This is a genomic window from Vibrio sp. 1078-1, from assembly GCF_033340475.1.
This window is the reverse complement of the sequence record NZ_JAWOWM010000356.1, coordinates 1-700: the sequence shown is the minus strand read 5'-3', so window position 1 is coordinate 700 and position 700 is coordinate 1. Positions and strand designations below refer to the sequence as shown.

The 700-nt window shown below is 45.7% G+C and carries 2 protein-coding genes; both read left to right on the top strand.

The features are described 5' to 3' along the window. Positions 1-416, top strand: a 416-nt coding sequence (gene radC, locus R7190_RS27555) for a RadC family protein (protein ID WP_318137893.1), incomplete at its 5' end; no start/stop codon positions are given. Continuing rightward, a partial coding sequence (locus tag R7190_RS27550) for a DUF2787 family protein (protein ID WP_318137892.1) occupies positions 413-700 on the top strand: 288 nt, incomplete at its 3' end. The genes radC and R7190_RS27550, both read left to right, overlap by 4 nt.

Sequence of the window (700 nt, the reverse complement as noted above, 5' to 3'; positions counted from 1 at the left end):
TTGAGCATGCCGCAGAAATCCTTGCAAATCGCTATGTTCGCGGCGATGCCCTTTGTAACCCGGATGCAACAAAAGAGTATGTTCGGTTCAAATTAGCCAGCGCAGAGCACGAAGTTTTCGCGCTACTACTGCTTGATAGTCAGCACCGCGTCATTGAGTTCAAACCGCTCTTCAAAGGAACCATTGACTCAGCCAGTATTTATCCACGAGAAGTGGTTAAAACCGTTTTAGAGGTCAACGCTGCCGCCGTCATTCTGGCGCACAACCATCCATCCGGAGATCCATCACCATCTCAGGCAGATAGACGCATTACACGTAAGCTTGTCGATACTTTAGCGTTAGTGGATGTCAAAGTTCTGGATCACATTGTGGTTGGAGAAAGCAGTGTCTCATTTGCAGAGAAGGGATGGTTATGATCAATTCAGCTTATGGTGACGTTTCGTTAGTGCCTCAACTTCATCAGCAATTAGAAGCATTGTTCACGCGTTACAACTTATCCGATGAGGCAAAACGGCTAGTCTTGAATTGTCGCCAACTTAATTATTATCGAAATGGACAAGGAATACACCCTGTTGAAGTGCAGTTCAAACGAGATTCAAGTTCAGAACCTTGGCAGGTTGTCTTCTTTGCCAGCTTTTCTTACCCATTTGAAGGCGCGCACTCAGTGGAGCCTGAGCTTTATTTCCATTTAGCAAATGGT